General features: G+C 58.6%; 14 protein-coding genes. 2 read left to right on the top strand and 12 right to left on the bottom strand.

The features are described from left to right. Positions 1 to 10: 10 nt before the first annotated feature. From trpE to rpe, 3 genes are all read right to left on the bottom strand, one after another. Complete coding sequence (gene trpE / locus KO536_RS21310) at positions 11 to 1,492, bottom strand: anthranilate synthase component I (protein ID WP_133075323.1); 1,482 nt, start codon at positions 1,490 to 1,492, stop codon at positions 11 to 13. A gap of 70 nt (positions 1,493 to 1,562) precedes the next feature. Further along, positions 1,563 to 2,381, bottom strand: a complete 819-nt coding sequence (locus KO536_RS21305; protein ID WP_219262883.1) for a phosphoglycolate phosphatase — start codon at positions 2,379 to 2,381, stop codon at positions 1,563 to 1,565. After that, positions 2,378 to 3,052, bottom strand: coding sequence for a ribulose-phosphate 3-epimerase (gene rpe / locus KO536_RS21300; RefSeq protein ID WP_133075321.1), 675 nt, complete (start codon positions 3,050 to 3,052; stop codon positions 2,378 to 2,380). The genes KO536_RS21305 and rpe overlap by 4 nt, the downstream gene beginning before the upstream one ends. A gap of 260 nt (positions 3,053 to 3,312) precedes the next feature. Here rpe and KO536_RS21295 point away from each other — a divergent pair, with 260 nt between their 5' ends. Continuing rightward, positions 3,313 to 3,771: a transposase gene (locus KO536_RS21295; protein ID WP_219262882.1), complete on the top strand. Its 459-nt coding sequence runs from the start codon at positions 3,313 to 3,315 to the stop codon at positions 3,769 to 3,771. Here KO536_RS21295 and KO536_RS21290 read toward each other — a convergent pair. From KO536_RS21290 to KO536_RS21265, 6 genes are all read right to left on the bottom strand, one after another. Then, positions 3,768 to 4,592 carry an ABC transporter permease gene (locus KO536_RS21290; RefSeq protein ID WP_133075319.1) on the bottom strand — a complete coding sequence of 275 codons (825 nt, stop codon included), beginning with the start codon at positions 4,590 to 4,592 and terminating at the stop codon, positions 3,768 to 3,770. The two genes, KO536_RS21295 and KO536_RS21290, sit on opposite strands and share 4 nt — an antisense overlap. 10 nt (positions 4,593 to 4,602) lie before the next feature. Next, complete coding sequence (locus KO536_RS21285; RefSeq protein WP_219262881.1) at positions 4,603 to 5,850, bottom strand: ABC transporter permease; 1,248 nt, start codon at positions 5,848 to 5,850, stop codon at positions 4,603 to 4,605. A gap of 68 nt (positions 5,851 to 5,918) precedes the next feature. Further along, entirely contained in the window at positions 5,919 to 6,959 is a 1,041-nt protein-coding gene (locus tag KO536_RS21280) for an ABC transporter substrate-binding protein (protein WP_219262880.1), read from the bottom strand. Positions 6,960 to 6,999: 40 nt separating this feature from the next. Next, entirely contained in the window at positions 7,000 to 8,124 is a 1,125-nt protein-coding gene (locus KO536_RS21275; RefSeq protein WP_133075316.1) for an ABC transporter ATP-binding protein, read from the bottom strand. Positions 8,125 to 8,453: 329 nt separating this feature from the next. Beyond that, complete coding sequence (locus tag KO536_RS21270) at positions 8,454 to 9,083, bottom strand: response regulator transcription factor (protein WP_019823106.1); 630 nt, start codon at positions 9,081 to 9,083, stop codon at positions 8,454 to 8,456. Between the two features lie 13 nt (positions 9,084 to 9,096). Beyond that, positions 9,097 to 11,487, bottom strand: coding sequence for a PAS domain S-box protein (locus tag KO536_RS21265; protein ID WP_219262879.1), 2,391 nt, complete (start codon positions 11,485 to 11,487; stop codon positions 9,097 to 9,099). 74 nt (positions 11,488 to 11,561) lie between these two features. Between KO536_RS21265 and KO536_RS21260 the strand changes: the two genes are divergently transcribed. After that, positions 11,562 to 12,545, top strand: a complete 984-nt coding sequence (locus KO536_RS21260; protein WP_219262878.1) for an alpha/beta hydrolase family protein — start codon at positions 11,562 to 11,564, stop codon at positions 12,543 to 12,545. 6 nt (positions 12,546 to 12,551) lie between these two features. Here KO536_RS21260 and KO536_RS21255 read toward each other — a convergent pair whose 3' ends face one another. Genes KO536_RS21255 through KO536_RS21245 form a run of 3 tightly spaced genes read right to left on the bottom strand, consistent with a single transcriptional unit; the run spans position 12,552 to position 15,011 of the window. Then, positions 12,552 to 13,316: a TerB family tellurite resistance protein gene (locus KO536_RS21255; RefSeq protein WP_219262892.1), complete on the bottom strand. Its 765-nt coding sequence runs from the start codon at positions 13,314 to 13,316 to the stop codon at positions 12,552 to 12,554. Between the two features lies 1 nt (position 13,317). Beyond that, positions 13,318 to 13,989, bottom strand: a complete 672-nt coding sequence (murU, locus tag KO536_RS21250; RefSeq protein ID WP_133075313.1) for an N-acetylmuramate alpha-1-phosphate uridylyltransferase MurU — start codon at positions 13,987 to 13,989, stop codon at positions 13,318 to 13,320. Then, positions 13,986 to 15,011, bottom strand: coding sequence for an aminoglycoside phosphotransferase family protein (locus tag KO536_RS21245; RefSeq protein WP_133075312.1), 1,026 nt, complete (start codon positions 15,009 to 15,011; stop codon positions 13,986 to 13,988). The genes murU and KO536_RS21245 overlap by 4 nt, the downstream gene beginning before the upstream one ends. Positions 15,012 to 15,064 lie beyond the last annotated feature (53 nt).

The following is a 15,064-nucleotide window of genomic DNA, read 5'->3' as shown; positions in this document are numbered from 1 at the left end:
CGCTCCCACATCAATCCCGTGGAGTCTGCTCGGCCAGTGCCACGGCCCGGAACATGGCGCGACGCTTGTTCAGCGTCTCTTCCCACTCAAGGGCCGGGACCGAGTCAGCGACAATGCCGCCGCCAGCCTGCACGTGCAGTTCACCGTTCTTGATCACAGCCGTGCGGATGGCGATTGCCGTGTCCATATTGCCGTTCCAGGCGAAATAACCGACCGCGCCGCCATAGACACCACGCTTGACCGGTTCCAGCTCGTCGATGATTTCCATCGCACGGATTTTAGGCGCGCCGGACAACGTACCCGCCGGCAGAATTGCCCGCAATGCATCCATCGCCGTCAGCCCGCTTTTCAGCTGGCCTGTCACGTTGGACACAATGTGCATCACGTTGGAGTAACGCTCGATCACCATTTTTTCGGTGAGCTTGACCGAGCCGATTTCAGAGACACGGCCCGTGTCGTTACGCCCCAGGTCGATCAGCATCAAGTGCTCGGCGATTTCCTTGTCATCACTGAGCAAGTCCTCTTCGAGCGCCAGATCGGCCTCTTCGGTGGCACCACGGGGGCGGGTTCCGGCAATCGGGCGCACGGTAATCAGGTTGTCTTCAACCCGCACCAGCACTTCTGGCGAGCTGCCCACGACGTGGAAGTCGCCAAAGTTGAAGAAGTACATGTAAGGCGTCGGGTTGAAGCAACGCAGCGCGCGATACAAATCGATCGGCGCGGCCTTGAAGTCGATGGACATGCGCTGCGACGGCACCACTTGCATGCAATCGCCTGCGAGGATGTAGTCCTTGATCGTGTCGACGGCTTTCTCGTAGTCGTTCTGGGTGAAGCTGGAACGGAACACCGGATCAGCCGCTTGCTGTGCTGTGAAGTCCAGGCCACGACGCGGGGTAATCGGCTGACGCAGCTGTTCAAGCAGGGCCTCGAGCCGGGCCTGACCTTCTTCATAAGCATCAGGCTGCGCCGGATCGACCAGCACGATCGCGTGCATCTTGCCGGCCAGGTTATCGAACACCACCACGGCGTCAGACACCATCAGCAGGATATCCGGCACGCCCAGTGGATCAGGGTTCGGGCATTTGCCCAGACGCTTCTCCACATAACGCACGCAGTCATAACCGAAATAGCCCACCAGGCCACCGTTGAAGCGCGGCAAACCGGCAATGGTCGGCACGTTGTAACGGGCCTTGAATTCTTCAACGAACGTCAGCGGATCTTGCGCTTCGCAGGCTTCAATCTCGACACCGTCATGGGTCACGCTGATCTGGTGATCATGCACCCGCAGCACCGTGCGGCATGGCAAGCCAATGATCGAATAACGCCCCCACTTTTCGCCGCCCTGCACCGACTCCAGCAAATAGGAGTTGGGCTTATCGGCCAGCTTCAGGTAGATCGACAGCGGTGTGTCGAAATCAGCCAGGGTTTCGCGTGCAAGGGGGATACGGTTGTAGCCGGCAGCGGCCAAACGCAGGAATTCTTCGCGGATCATGAGGTGCCTCGTGGTCTGAGGGTAAAACGGTCAGGTATGCAAACGTGCCGACTATGCGGCCAGATTCAAGTCAGGCGCGCCAACGCCAACGGGCCAGGGCCTTGATAACTTTCATCCAGAGTTTGCGAGTGACCACCACGATAGAATCTCTTCGAGAGGGGGAAACAGAATTGCCCAACGTTATCTCAGGCGCAGAATCTAAGCAACCGGCTATCAGTTCTTGCAGGTTGCCAATCACCATATCCGGTGACTCTTCTTCAATCGGACGACCGTGGTTGTAGCCGTAGCTCAACGCGACACAACGAACGCCGGCAGCCTTGGCCGCCAGTACGTCATTGCGTGAGTCGCCGACAAACATCGACTGGGCCGGGGTGGCGCCAGCCATTTTCATCACGAACAACAGCGCGGCCGGGTCAGGTTTTTTCTGTGGCAGGGTGTCGCCACCGATAATCCAGCGAAAAAACCGCCCCAGCTTCAGCTCATCGAGCAAGGGCGCAACAAAGCGCTCGGGCTTGTTGGTGATCAGGGCCATTTCAACGCCCTGCTTTTGCAGCCACTTGAGGCTTTCGCGCACACCGGGATAGACCTTGGTGTGTTCATGGCCGCCGTCGTAGGCCTCCATGAAAATCTCCAGTGCCTGCTCGGCCTGCGCGTCATCAACACCGCTGCCGTCCATATTGCCGGCCAGGGCACGGCGCACCAGCATCGGCGCACCATTACCGATCCACAACCGCACGCTTTCAATCCCGGCGGGTGGTCGACCCAGCTTGAGCAGCATGGTCTCCACGGCCTCTGCCAAATCCGGTACCGAGTCAATCAGGGTGCCATCCAGATCGAACATCACCAATTTTGGCAGCTGGCCCTGAAGTAGCTGCTCAAAGCGGCTCATGGGCGGGCCAACGCAAGCTCGGCACGCATTTTCTGAATGACTTCTTCGTAGTTTGGCGTGTTGAAAATGGCGGAACCGGCGACAAAGGTGTCGGCACCGGCTTCAGCGATTTCACGGATATTGCCAACGTTCACGCCGCCGTCGATTTCCAGGCGAATCTCGCGGCCGGATGCATCGATCAGCGCGCGGGCTTCACGCAGCTTGTTCAGGGTGCCGGGGATGAATTTTTGCCCGCCAAAGCCCGGGTTGACGCTCATCAGCAAGATCATGTCGACCTTGTCCATCACGTACTTGAGCACATCCAGCGGCGTTGCCGGGTTGAACACCAGACCTGCCTTGCAGCCGCCTTCGCGGATCAGTTGCAGGGAGCGGTCGATGTGCTGGGTCGCTTCGGGGTGGAACGTGATGTAAGTGGCGCCGGCTTCGATAAAGTCGCCGATGATCCGGTCAACCGGGCTGACCATCAGATGCGCATCGATAGGGGCAGTGACGCCGTACTTGCGCAGGGCGGAGCAGACCATCGGGCCGATGGTCAGGTTGGGTACGTAATGATTGTCCATGACATCGAAGTGAACGATATCAGCACCCGCGGCGAGTACGTTGTCCACTTCTTCGCCAAGGCGGGCGAAATCGGCGGAAAGAATCGATGGGGCAATAGCGAAGGGCTGCATGACGCACCTTTTAGTGGGCTAAACACGGTGGCGCACATTGTATACCGCTGGCTATGTGCCGCACACCGCCTTACGGTCGCTTCGCGACCGATCGCAGCCTTCGGCAGCGACTACAAAGACACACATAATCTGTAGTCGCTGCCGAAGGCTGCGAAAAGGACCGAAGCACCTTTCTGCAATATTTTGCGAATAAAGGATCAGGCCACTCCCTCGTTAGCCATCTAGGTTAAACAAATACCCACTGCGTCGAGGGCAAAGGAATGCCACGAGTATTTACCAGCAACCAACTACTAAAAGGCCGCTACTCCGAACCTGGCCGTATTTACCTGCTCACAACCGTCACCGATCGCAGACGCCCGATTTTCAGCGATTTCCATTTAGGGCGTCTCGTCGTCACACAACTCAGGCAAGCCCATGACGAAGGCATCGTCCATTCAATCGCCTGGGTGGTCATGCCCGACCATTGTCATTGGCTGGTAGAGCTACGCCGTAAAACCCTGGGTGAACTGATGTGCCGCATCAAGTCGCGCAGCAGCGTCGCCGTCAACCGGGCCGCCCAATCCGCAAGCCGGTTATGGCAAAAGGGTTACCACGACCGCGCTTTGCGCCAGGAAGATGACCTCAAGGCCGCCGCCCGCTACATCATCAAAAACCCGATCCGCGCCCAATTGACCACGCGGATCGGTGATTACCCCTTGTGGGATGCTTGCTGGTTCTAGGCCTGTGCCGTGCGTAGCTTCTCGCTACGCCCGCGCAGCCATTCAAGCGTAAGCAACAACACCACCGAAAACGCAATCAGCAAGGTCGCAGCCGCAGCAATGGTCGGGCTGAGGTTTTCGCGGATGCCGCTGAACATCTGCCGTGGCAAGGTCGCCTGTTCAGGGCCAGCCAGAAACAGGGTGACCACTACTTCATCAAACGAGGTCGCAAAGGCAAACAACGCCCCCGAAATCACCCCCGGGGCAATGAGTGGCAATGTCACTCGGCGAAAGGCCGTCAACGGTGAAGCTCCCAGGCTGGCAGCCGCCCGAACCAGATTGTGGTTGAAGCCCTGCAATGTCGCCGACACGGTAATGATCACAAACGGCACACCCAAGACCGCATGCACCACGATCAGCGAGATGTAGCTGTTACCCAGTCCCAGCGGCGCAAAAAACAGGTAACTGGCCACACCAATGATCACCACCGGCACCACCATCGGCGAAATCACCAGGGCCATCACCAGTGCCTTGCCCGGAAAGTCACTTCGGGTCAGGCCGATCGCCGCCAGCGTGCCGAATACCATCGCCAGCACGGTCGCCAACGGGGCCACGATCACGCTGTTTTTCAGGGCACGCATCCACTCCGCTGAGGCGAAGAAATCCTGATACCAGTGCAGCGAAAAACCCTGCAACGGATACACCAGGAAACTGCCCGAGTTGAACGACAACGGAATAATCACCAGCACCGGTAAAATCAGGAACAACAGAATCAGCCCGCAAAGAATGCGCAAGCTGTAGAACCAGACCCGCTCAACGGGTGACATATAGGGGCTCAGCATGGCGCTCTCCTTAACTCAAACGCAGGCGGCTGGCGCCTACCAGCCAGTTGTACATCAGGTACAGCACGACGGTAGCCAGCAATAACAAGCCGCCCAATGCTGTCGCCATGCCCCAGTTGATGCTGGTGTTGGTGTAGAACGCCACGAAGTAGCTGACCATCTGGTCATTCGGGCTGCCGAGCAAGGCCGGGGTGATGTAGTAGCCAATAGCAATGATGAACACCAGCAAGCAACCTGCTCCTATACCGGCGTAGGTCTGCGGGAAGTACACCCGCCAGAAGCTCGCAAACGGATGACAACCCAGCGAGATGGCTGCACGCATATAGGTAGGCGATATGCCTTTCATCACGCTGTAGATTGGCAGGATCATGAACGGCAAAAGAATGTGCACCATCGCGATGTAAACCCCGGTGCGGTTAAACACCAGCTCCAGCGGCTTGTCGATCAAACCCATGCTGAGCAACGCGCTGTTGATCAGACCGCCTGACTGCAGCAACACAATCCAGGACGCGACCCGCACCAGCACCGAGGTCCAGAATGGCAACAGCACCAGAATCATCAACAGGTTGCTTTGCCGTGTTGGCAGGTTGGCCAGCAAATACGCCAACGGGTAGGCCAGCACCAGACAAATACAGGTGATCACAAAGCCCATCCAGAAGGTACGGGCGAAGATGTCCAGGTAGATCGACTGATCGGGAGTGGCCTGGGCGATTTCACCCAGATCATCGATGCGGTGATCGACCGCCGCCAGCAGATAAAACGTAGTCACACTGGAGCTGTTGCGCTTGATCGCCTGCCAGTACGCCGGGTCGCCCCAACGTTCATCAATCACTTCCATCGCATCTTTGTAAGACTCAGGGGCCGCCTTGAATGGCAGCGCCTTGGCGGTTTTCATCAACAGGCTGCGATAGCCGGCCAATTCCATATTCAGACGCTTGGACAAATCGCCCAAGACTTGATTCTTGCGGGCTTCGGCCAAGTCTTCACTCAGGGCCTTGTACACAGGCTCGGCGGGCAAGCCCTTGCCATCCCAGCTCTCCACGGCAACCACCGTGCGCGGCAAACCTTCGACCACCTCCGGGTTACCGACACTTTTGTAGAGCAATGCCGCAATCGGTACCAGAAACACCAGCAGTAAAAAGATCACCAAGGGGGCAATCAGCGCCTGCGCCTTCCAGCGGTTGATCCGCTCGGCATGCGCCAGGCGCTTCTTCAAGGTGGGGCTGGAGACCTCGTTCAGGGGAACGGCGACGGCCATGGCGAACTCCGAAAAACTTTAAACGATGGCGGTGCGACCCAATGGATCGCACCGCATTTCAGCGCTGCTTACTTGGCAGCCCAGGCGTTGAAACGCTGTTCCAGTTGCTCGCCGTTGTCAGCCCAGAAGCTGACATCGATCTGCACCTGGTTGGCGATGTTTTGCGGGGCTGTAGGCATGTCGGCCTGAACCTCTTTAGGCAGCAATGGCATCGCCTCCTTGTTGGCCGGGCCGTAAGCGATGTTTTGCGAATAGACGCTTTGCTGTTGTGGCAGCAGGGTGAACGCCATGAACTTCTTCGCCGCGTCCGCCTTGGCTTTGCCCAGGCCTTTAGGGATGGCCCATGCATCAAAATCGTAGATGCCGCCGTTCCACACGATTTTCAGATTGCTTTCTTTTTGCACGGCAGCGATTCGACCGTTGTAGGCCGAGCTCATCACCACATCGCCAGAGGCCAGGTATTGAGGCGGCTGAGCGCCCGCTTCCCACCATTGAATGCTCGGCTTGAGCTCATCGAGCTTTTTAAAGGCACGGTTCTGACCGTCCTTGCTCGCCAGCACGGTGTACACATCCTTGGGCGCGACGCCATCAGCCATCAACGCGAATTCCAGGGTGTACTTGGCGCCTTTGCGCAGCCCGCGTTTACCCGGGAAGGTCTTGGTGTCCCAGAAATCCACCCAGCTGGTTGGCGCGGTTTTCAGTTTGTCGGCGTTGTAGGCCAGAACGGTGGACCACACAAAGAAGCCCGCCCCACAGGACTGAATCGCGCCTTTGACGTATTGATCAGGATTGCCGAACAACGCCGGGTCCAGGGGTTCGAACATATCCTCGTCGCAACCGCGGGACAGCTCTGGAGATTCCACTTCTACCAGGTCCCAGGAGATGCTTTTGGTGTCGACCATGGCCTTGATCTTGGCCATTTCACCGTTGTATTCCCCGGCAATGATCTTGCCGTCGCCCTTGGCTTCCCAAGGGGCGTAAAACGCTTTGACCTGGGCGGCCTTGTTTGCGCCGCCAAACGACACCACGGTCAGATCGGTTGCGGCCAGTGCATTGGCCGCAAACATCAGGCCCAGACTTAAGGCCGTGAACTTGAAGGATGTATGCATTGTTATTCTCCACTGTGCAGGGTTGGTGAAGCCGGGGCGATCAATTCGCCTCTAAGAGAGGGTCCAGCGCACGTACATGTTCGACCTGCCAGCCCAGCGGCACGACGTCGCCGACGGCCAGGGTGGGGTCCAGCTCGGCAATCGGCTGTTTCACAAAGAAATCGTTCATGCCGCAGACTTCCAGGCGCACCCGGACGTGGTCGCCCAGGTAGATAAACTCCTCAACCCGACCCGAGAACCGATTGGCGCACGACTCGCTGGAACCATTGAGGCTGATACGTTCAGGGCGAATCGACAGGGTGACCGGATCACCTGTACGACCGACATTCACCGCCAGTGCCTGGACTTTCTCGCCCCGGCTCAGCTCGACTACGCAGCGATCGCCGTCCTGGCTGAGCAGGCGGCCATTGAGGCGGTTGTTCTCGCCGATAAAGTTGGCAACAAAAGTATTTTTTGGCTCTTCATAGAGCATGCGCGGCGGGGCGATTTGCTGGATTTCACCCTGGTGGAACACGGCAACGCGGTCGGACATGGTCAGCGCTTCACCCTGGTCGTGGGTCACGTAGACCACGGTCACGCCCAGGCGTTGGTGCAGGTGTTTGATTTCCATCTGCATGTGTTCACGCAGTTGCTTGTCCAGAGCCCCCAAAGGTTCGTCCATCAGCACCAGCTGTGGCTCGAACACCAGCGCACGGGCCAGCGCCACACGCTGTTGCTGGCCGCCAGACAGCTGGGCCGGGTAACGCTGGGCGAAGGCGTCGAGCTGAACCATGCTCAGTACCCGCTTGACCCGCTCACTGATATCGGTTCGGTTCAGCCCGCGTACCGACAGGGGAAAGCCGAGGTTTTCGGCCACGGTCATGTGCGGGAACAGCGCATAGTTTTGAAACACCATGCCGATGTCGCGCTTGTGCGGCGGCACGTTATTGATCGAACGTCCGGCCAGCAAAATCTCACCGGCGGTTGGCGTCTCGAAACCGGCCAGCATCATCAGGCTGGTGGTTTTGCCCGAACCGGAAGGCCCGAGCAAGGTCAGGAACTCGCCTTTGCGAATCTCCAGATTGAGATCTTTGACGATCAGGTTTTCACCGTCGTAGCTCTTTTGCACGCCACGAAAGCTGACCAGAATCTCATCCGCCCCAGCGCTTGCACCGACCTCACTCATAACCACACCTTTTGTTTTGGACTGCCGTAGCCCAAGACTAAAGAAGCGGCTACCCCACAGAAATCGGGGGGTGAGAGAGATTCACATCAGGAGTCTGGAAGGCTTTGGGTAGGGATTGCCCTACAGAGATGTCGTGATCAGGATGGTGATCAGGACACCCGTACGCACTTGCTAAAGGCTGGCAGCCAAAAATGTCGCAAACAGGCATGACCCTTGTCCCTGTAGTCGCTGCCGAAGGCTGCGAAGGGTTGCGGAGCAACCCGTTTTCTTGAAGACCCTGCGATCTCCTTCGCAGCCTTCGGCAGCGACTACGGGAACAAGGCAAGTCGTTACAACAACTTGTGCTCCATCGCGTATTTCACCAACTCGGCCAGCGACGTGACGTTGAGCTTTTGCATCAGGCGCGCCTTGTGGGTGCTGATGGTCTTGCTGCTCAGCGCCAGCTGCTGGGCAATGTCATTGACGTTAACGCCCTGGGCCAGGCGCTTGAACACCGAAAATTCACGCTCGGACAGCAAGGCATGCAAAGGGCGCGAATCGGTCAGGCCCACTTCAAACACCATGCGGTCAGCCAGGTCCGGGTCGATATAGCGCCCCCCTGCCGCCACCTTGCGGATCGCCATCAGTAATAGCGCCGGGTCGCTGTCTTTAGTGGCATAACCCGCCGCCCCAAACTTCAGCGCCCGCGCCGCCATTTGCGCTTCATCGTGCATCGACAACACCAGGATTGCCGGTGGATTGTTCAAGGCCCGAATACGCGGTATCGCCTCAAGGCCATTGACCCCAGGCATGGAGATGTCCAGCAGCACGACTTCGCACGGCACATGACGCAAGGTTTCCAGCAACTGCTCCCCATTGCTGGCCTCACCCACCACCAGCAGGTCTTTGGCCAGGCCGATCAATTGCTTGATCCCTTCACGCACAATGGTGTGGTCTTCCGCTACCAGTACACGAATCACGGGCAATTCCTCATCAACTTTTATCAACCAAAGGCACGCGTACAATCAGGGTCGTCCCCTCCCCCGGAACACTGTGCAGAGACAAGGTTCCGCCCAGCATCAAGACCCGCTCACGCATCCCCACGACGCCGAAGGACGTCGGCCTGCCAGTGTCAGGCACAAAGCCTTGCCCATCATCACTGATGTTCAGGCACAGCTCCTTGCCTTCCACACTCAAGGTCAGCTCAACCGTGTGCGCGTGAGCATGGCGCATCACATTGGTCAGCGCTTCTTGCAAGATACGAAACAAGCCCACTTCCTTGGCCGCTCCAAGCGGCGGCAAGTGCTCCGGCACCTGCACCAGACACGGGATGTGCGTGCGCGCTTCAAAGCGCCTGGCCTGCCACTCGATGGCCGAACTGATACCTGCATCCAGAATCGGTGGTCGCAGTGACGTGGCCACATCGCGCACCAACTGAAAGAGCTGGGCAATCAGCCTTTTCATGCTGTTGAGCCGCTCATTCAACCCCGGATCAAGCTGCGCGTAAGCCAGCTCGCACATCGAGGTTTCCAGTTTAAGCACCGTCAACATCTGCCCCAGCTCATCATGAACCTCACGGGCGATGCGCGCTTTCTCTTCTTCGCGCACACTTTCGAGGTGCGCCGACAATTCACGCAACTGCCCGCGGGAACTGTCCAGCTCAAGTTCAATGCGCTTGCTTTCGCTGATATCCCAGACAATGCCATCCCATACTACGGTGCCATCATCCAGGCGACGGGTTATCGCCTTGATTTCGGCCCAACGCTGCTGCCCCTGACGGGTCAATATCCGACCCTGCCATGACCAGTCACTGTCGCTGTCGAGCGCCATGTCCTGCACACGATGGTAGTCAGCCCTGTCATCAGGATGCACCAGGCTACGCAGGCCTACCTCGCGCAGGCGCAGTGTTGCCGGAGAAAAACCGGCAAGGCTTTCGCTGCCCTCACTGATATAGGGGAAATCCAGTTCACCCGTCAGCAACGAACGCTCCAGACGAAAGACCAGCCCCGGTACGTTGGCAGCAATGCCCTGCAAGCGCGCATCACTTTCTTGCAAGGCGGCCTGTACCCGGTGCCGCTCAGTGATGTCATTGAGGTACACGACCAAGTACTCCGACGTCTGAAAGCGCAGAAAGCTCAAGGTCACATCGGCGGGAAACTCACTGCCATCGGCCCGCACGCATAGGGTTTCACTGCGGTGAACACCCTCTTTGTGATTGCGCGCACGCCGCCACATATTCAGCCAACGGTCCATGTTCAGACCCGGTTCAAAATCGCTTAACGGTCGATCCAGCACGGCACCCGGCTGATAGCCGAGCATGTCTTCAGCCGCTCGATTGGCATAGCGCACGTGGCTGTCCCAATTGACCCACAAGATACCCACCGGGCTTTGGTCGATTGAGAACTGGCTCAAGCGCAGCGCCTGGGCACTGGCCGTGCGCACGACAAGATCTTCGCGGGCGCTGAGTAACGCGCGCTCCAGGGCCGTTTGCTGGCGACGCTGCCACACCACAATCGCCATGCTGGCCAGCAACAACGCACCCATCAGTAAACTCAGGTTCTGCCAAAAGCCGGGCGATGGCCCAAGGTGCGGATACTTGGGCTGCAGCCAGCGGCTGTGCAGTTGCTCCATGTCCCGCGCCGGGATTGCATGCAGCCCGCGCTCAACGATGTCGGCCAATTGGGGCCAGTCGCGGCGCGTCGCAACCCGCAACAGCTGCGGCAAGCCGACATCACCCACCACGGCCAGCTCCGCGAACTCCGGCTCGACCGACAAACGACTGAGCTGGGCCTCATCGATAACGGCATAAGTCGCTTGCTGACTGAGCAGCAGTTGCAGAGCCTGACGCTCCAGCGGCACACCTTGCAGGTTGAGGCCGGGGTAACTGCTGCGCAAAAAATCGGCCGTGGCGCTGGGCATGCGCACCGCGACCCGGGTCTGGCTGTCGACTCGTTCCAGGTCCACCGAACCGGTGCCATTACGTGTGCCCACCAACAACTGCGGCACACGCATGTAAGGATCGGAAAACTGCCACAACCGCAAACCGGCCGGGGTCTGGGTCAAGCCGGGCACAAGATCGATTTCACCGGCGCGGGCAGCTTGCTCAAGTTGCGCCAGGTCCTGATAGTTACGCCATATCAGCTCAACATCCAGCGCCTGGGCCAGCCACTTCATCAGCTCGACGTTGGCGCCCGAAAGCTGCTGTAACCGTTGATCAAACTTGGCATAGGGCGCCTGCAAGACAAGCCCTACCCGAAGCTCCTTGTGCTGGGCCAGCCACTCGCGCTGATCCGCCGACAATTGGGCCGCAGGCACAGGCACCGCATTGCCCATTAAGGGCAGCCATAACCAGCCGATAACCCACAGATAGCAAAAACGTCTCATCTAAACGCTCACACCCTGACAAATACTGATCAACCCATTACGCTGCCGGGACTACTTCTGGCCTGGAATCACTGATGTTTTCTTATCGTCTGGTACTACCGGCCTTGTACATGTCGCTGCTATTGCCACTCGCCTCGCCAGTGTTTGCAACAGAAGCCGAGGCCGAGGCCCAGCCCAAACCTGCCGTGCGTGAACCGCTGCCCGAGCGTAGCCAGGAAGACGCGGCGGCTCTTGAGCGACAGGTTCCGCAACACGAACAGCAACAGCTTCAAGCCCCGGGCGACAGCTTTCTTGCCCTCTGGAAACCCGCCAACAGCACCGCCCCTCAAGGTGCGGTGATCATTATTCCCGGGGCCGGTGAAACCGCCGACTGGCCGCTGGTTGTCGGCCCTCTGCGCAACAAGCTTCCGGACGCCAACTGGGCCAGCCTGAGCCTGAGCTTGCCGGACATGCAAAGCGAAGCCAGTCAGGCGCGGGAAGACGAACCAGAAAAAACTCCTACGACATTAGCGACAGACAGTAGCAGCAAAGCAGCCAGCACCACAGCCAAACCCATCGAGCAGGCGGCCAGTGCAGGCACCGAAAGCCCGGAGCCCAAGAGCATTGAAACCGTTGATGCTTTGAGCGAAGCGGATGCCGAGCGCATCTTTGCCCGCATCGACGCGGCCATCTCCTTTGCCCAGAAACAAAACATGCGCAGTATTGTTTTGCTCGGCCACGGCTCAGGCGCCTACTGGGCATCGCGCTATATCAGCGCAAAGCACCCGGCCCAGATTCAGAAACTGGTCATGATTTCTGCGCACACACCCGCCCAGGCAAAGTCAGAGCTGAGCCAACTGACACCCGCCCTCGACGTGGCACTGCTGGATATTTTCTACAAGGACCAGCCACTTGCCCGCGAAGCCGCCTTGCAACGATTGCAGGCAAGCAAGCGAGCCAACGGTTCGAATTTCAAGCAGGTAGGATTATTCGCCATCCCGGGAAATCGGGATGGCGAACAGGAGCAACTGTTTCGTCGTGTTCGCGGCTGGCTCAGCCCCCAGCCTGTGGACAAGTAAGCGCCGTTAAAAACCGTGCTGTTCACGGATAAAGGCGTAGGCCTGATGCAGCTCACGGGTTTTTTCCGTGGCCTCTCTTACCTGCAGCGTACTGGCACCTGTGCCAGCAACCTTGTCCGGATGGTGACGGCTGAGCAATCGTCGATAGGCACGTTTGATCTGCGCAGGATCACTGGTAGCCGTAACCCCAAGCAAGGTCAGCGATTGCTGATAAGTCCAGCCGCGAGTCGTCACCGGCTTTTTAGGGGCGTCATATTCGCCCCCCAGTGCCAGAACCTGTTGCCGTGTCCAGCCCAGCCAGCTCCCCCAGCGCGTGATCAACTCACGCTCCTGGGGCGCAACGCGGCCATCAGCCAGTATCATCCGCCAGCAGGCGCGCAACACACCTTCTGCCGCATGGGGCTGAGCTTTAAGACGCCGCAGGTAGCCGCGCAACGAATCATTACCTGACTTGCCGCGATTGAACGCCGCAATGGCACGCTTCTGGGCTGCGGGCTCCATGTCGAGCTGACGCATTTCAAGCCGCGCCTGCTCGATGTGCCTGTCCACGACTCGCCCTCCACTTTTCGCCAGTCGACCGAGCAGCACAAATAACAGCTCATCGTTGCGCAACACCGGCCGGGCACCCAGGCGCTCAAGCAAATGCGCCCAACTGTGCAGCTGCAAGCGCCGGTCCAGCGCTTGCCCCAATAAAGCTCCGAGCATGGCCCCCGGAATGCTGGCTATAAAAAAACCCGCTCCGGCTCCAACGAGAGTCCCTGGCCACAGCATTTTAGCGGGAGCTCTCAATCAGCGACTCGACCTCGGCCAGACGTTCATGTGTGCCCACATCGACCCAGTGCCCGAGCAAACGCTCACCCGTTACTTGCCCTGCAACCATCGCCTTGCGCAACAGAGGTGCCAGCTTGAAAGCACCTGCCGTGCATTCCCTGAACAACTCCGGGTGGAGCACGGCAATACCGCTGTAGGTCAACGTATCGCTACCAGACACACCATCTTCAACCTGCTTGCCGTTCAGGCAGAAATCACCGCTGGGGTGATGCGCCGGGTTATCCACCAATACCAGGTGGGCCAGCCCCGTCAGCGGTTGACGCAAGGCGCCAAAGTCGTAATCGGTCCAGATATCACCGTTCACTACCGCAAAAGGTTCAGTACCCAACAATGGCAACGCCTTGAAAATCCCGCCCCCGGTTTCAAGTGGCTCGCCCTCAGGGGAGTAACGGATGCTGACGCCAAAGCGCGAACCGTCCCCCAGGTGATCTTCAATTTGCTGGCCCAGCCAAGCGTGATTGATCACGATCTCGGTAAACCCCGCCGCCGCCAGTGCCCGCAAGTGGTACTCGATAAGTGGCACACCGCCAGCGCAAATCAATGGCTTTGGTGTGTGCAGGGTCAGTGGCCGCAAGCGCTCGCCCTTGCCGGCAGCCAGAATCATCGCTTTCATGCATCGGCCTCGCTGACGAGTCCAAGGCTGGCGAACAGCTCACCCAACTCGGCCAACTCAGGACGCCGCGCCAACACGCCTTCTATATAAGAGAAGAAGCGCGGCACATCGGCCAGGTAGCGCGGTTTGCCATCACGGTGACAAATGCGGGCAAAAATGCCGATCACTTTCAAGTGCCGCTGCACACCCATCAGGTCGCTGGCGCGCAGGAACTCTTCAAAGTTCGATTGCACCGGGATGCCCAGGGGCAATGCCAGCTTCCAGTAATCCTGCAGCCAGGCACGCACGCGCTCTTCGGGCCAGCTCAGAAAGGCGTCCTTGAACAGGCAGGTGATGTCATACGTCACCGGGCCATACACGGCGTCCTGAAAGTCCAGCACACCGGGATTGGGAATACTGAGCATCAGGTTGCGTGGCATAAAGTCGCGGTGCACCAGCACCTTGGGCTGTGCCAGCGCACTGTCGATCAGCAGTGTGCTGACCCGTTGCCAGGCAGCCAGTTGCTGTTCATTGAAGTCAACACCCAGGTGAGCCCGTACGTACCACTCGGGGAACAGCTCAAGCTCGCGGCGCAACAAGGCCACGTCATAGCTGGGCAACGGCTCGACCATCGGCAGTTGCTGAAACGCCAGCAAGGCTTCGATCGCATCCTTGAACAGCTCATCGGCATTGGTGCTGTTAATCACGTCGAGAAAGGTTTTATTGCCCAGATCGTTGAGCAAAAGAAAGCCGCGATCGAGGTCCTGAGCATAAACTTTCGGTACGTTTATCTGGCAAGTACGCAACAAATCGGCAATATCGACGAAAGGTTTGCAGTTTTCCTGGGGCGGCGGCGCATCCATGACGACAAAACTGCGACCCTCGCCTTCCCAGCGAAAATAGCGTCTGAAACTCGCATCGCTACTGGCAGCAGTCAGCGTGGCCGGGGGCACAGCACCCCACCCCTCATTCGCGAACAAGGTTGCCAACTGCTCATCCAGCCAAACTTTCAGGTGTTGCAAGCGTACATCTTGGTCAGGCATTACAAGGGTCTCCGACGGTGCTAGCCGTCAAGCGGGTCATGCTTTATTATCCA

Origin of the sequence: Pseudomonas sp. NKUCC02_KPG, from assembly GCF_019345465.1 — a bacterium.
GTDB lineage: Bacteria > Pseudomonadota > Gammaproteobacteria > Pseudomonadales > Pseudomonadaceae > Aquipseudomonas.
Note: the sequence above shows the minus strand (reverse complement) of the source record. Positions and strands in the feature narration are given on the sequence as shown.

What these genes read in the sequence shown, in the direction of transcription:
- trpE (WP_133075323.1), bottom strand. Translation starts at nt 1,492, where the DNA reads ATGATCCGCGAAGAATTCCTGCGTTTGGCCGCTGCCGGCTACAACCGT.
- KO536_RS21305 (WP_219262883.1), bottom strand. Translation starts at nt 2,381, where the DNA reads ATGAGCCGCTTTGAGCAGCTACTTCAGGGCCAGCTGCCAAAATTGGTG.
- rpe (WP_133075321.1), bottom strand. Translation starts at nt 3,052, where the DNA reads ATGCAGCCCTTCGCTATTGCCCCATCGATTCTTTCCGCCGATTTCGCC.
- KO536_RS21295 (WP_219262882.1), top strand. Translation starts at nt 3,313, where the DNA reads ATGCCACGAGTATTTACCAGCAACCAACTACTAAAAGGCCGCTACTCC.
- KO536_RS21290 (WP_133075319.1), bottom strand. Translation starts at nt 4,592, where the DNA reads ATGCTGAGCCCCTATATGTCACCCGTTGAGCGGGTCTGGTTCTACAGC.
- KO536_RS21285 (WP_219262881.1), bottom strand. Translation starts at nt 5,850, where the DNA reads ATGGCCGTCGCCGTTCCCCTGAACGAGGTCTCCAGCCCCACCTTGAAG.
- KO536_RS21280 (WP_219262880.1), bottom strand. Translation starts at nt 6,959, where the DNA reads ATGCATACATCCTTCAAGTTCACGGCCTTAAGTCTGGGCCTGATGTTT.
- KO536_RS21275 (WP_133075316.1), bottom strand. Translation starts at nt 8,124, where the DNA reads ATGAGTGAGGTCGGTGCAAGCGCTGGGGCGGATGAGATTCTGGTCAGC.
- KO536_RS21265 (WP_219262879.1), bottom strand. Translation starts at nt 11,487, where the DNA reads ATGAGACGTTTTTGCTATCTGTGGGTTATCGGCTGGTTATGGCTGCCC.
- KO536_RS21260 (WP_219262878.1), top strand. Translation starts at nt 11,562, where the DNA reads ATGTTTTCTTATCGTCTGGTACTACCGGCCTTGTACATGTCGCTGCTA.
- KO536_RS21255 (WP_219262892.1), bottom strand. Translation starts at nt 13,316, where the DNA reads ATGCTGTGGCCAGGGACTCTCGTTGGAGCCGGAGCGGGTTTTTTTATA.
- murU (WP_133075313.1), bottom strand. Translation starts at nt 13,989, where the DNA reads ATGAAAGCGATGATTCTGGCTGCCGGCAAGGGCGAGCGCTTGCGGCCA.
- KO536_RS21245 (WP_133075312.1), bottom strand. Translation starts at nt 15,011, where the DNA reads ATGCCTGACCAAGATGTACGCTTGCAACACCTGAAAGTTTGGCTGGAT.